Annotated in this window: 1 rRNA gene; it reads left to right on the forward strand. The window is 53.1% G+C overall.

Annotated features, from left to right (window positions below):
- Window positions 1-48: 48 nt before the first annotated feature.
- Window positions 49-1,137, forward strand: a 23S ribosomal RNA gene (locus ABZ780_RS31770); the annotation flags it as partial.

The raw sequence follows: 1,137 nt of genomic DNA on the forward strand, positions 1-1,137 counted from the left end.
GCTTTGTACCCCCGAACCCTATGGCTCCGAGGCAACTTGGGGTTATATGGTCAAGCGAATAAGCGCACACGGTGGATGCCTTGGCGGTCAGAGGCGATGAAGGACGTGGCAGCCTGCGAAAAGCGTGGGGGAGCTGGCAACAAGCATTGATCCCGTAATGTCCGAATGGGGAAACCCACCTAGCAATAGGTATCCTGCAGTGAATACATAGCTGCTGGAAGCGAACCCGGAGAACTGAAATATCTAAGTACCCGGAGGAAAAGAAATCAACCGAGATTCCCTAAGTAGTGACGAGCGAACGGGGACTAGCCCTTAAGTTGCATCAGCTTCAGCAAAAGAACCTGGAAAGGTTCGCCGTAGAAGGTGACAGCCCTGTATGCGAAGGGGCTGATGCGATGAAATCGAGTAGGGCGGGGCACGAGAAACCCTGTCTGAATATGGGGGGACCATCCTCCAAGGCTAAATACTCCTGACCGACCGATAGTGAACCAGTACCGTGAGGGAAAGGCGAAAAGAACCCTGGTGAAGGGAGTGAAATAGATCCTGAAACCGTGTGCGTACAAGCAGTAGGAGCTCCGCAAGGAGTGACTGCGTACCTTTTGTATAATGGGTCAGCGACTTACTGTTCGTGGCAAGCTTAACCGTATAGGGGAGGCGAAGGGAAACCGAGTCTGATAAGGGCGCATAGTCGCGGGCAGTAGACCCGAAACCGGGTGATCTAGTCATGCCCAGGGTGAAGGTGCGGTAACACGCACTGGAGGCCCGAACCCACTCCCGTTGCAAAGGTAGGGGATGAGGTGTGATTAGGAGTGAAAAGCTAATCGAACCCGGAGATAGCTGGTTCTCCTCGAAAGCTATTTAGGTAGCGCCTCGGACGAATACTACTGGGGGTAGAGCACTGTTATGGCTAGGGGGTCATTGCGACTTACCAAACCATGGCAAACTCCGAATACCAGTACGTACTATCCGGGAGACACACGGCGGGTGCTAACGTCCGTCGTGAAAAGGGAAACAACCCAGACCCACAGCTAAGGTCCCAAATTCATCGCTAAGTGGTGAACGATGTGGAAAGGCACAGACAGCCAGGAGGTTGGCTTAGAAGCAGCCACCCTTTAAAGAAAGCGTAATAGCTCACTG

Origin of the sequence: Micromonospora sp. NPDC047467, assembly GCF_040643095.1 — a bacterium.
GTDB lineage: Bacteria > Actinomycetota > Actinomycetes > Mycobacteriales > Micromonosporaceae > Micromonospora.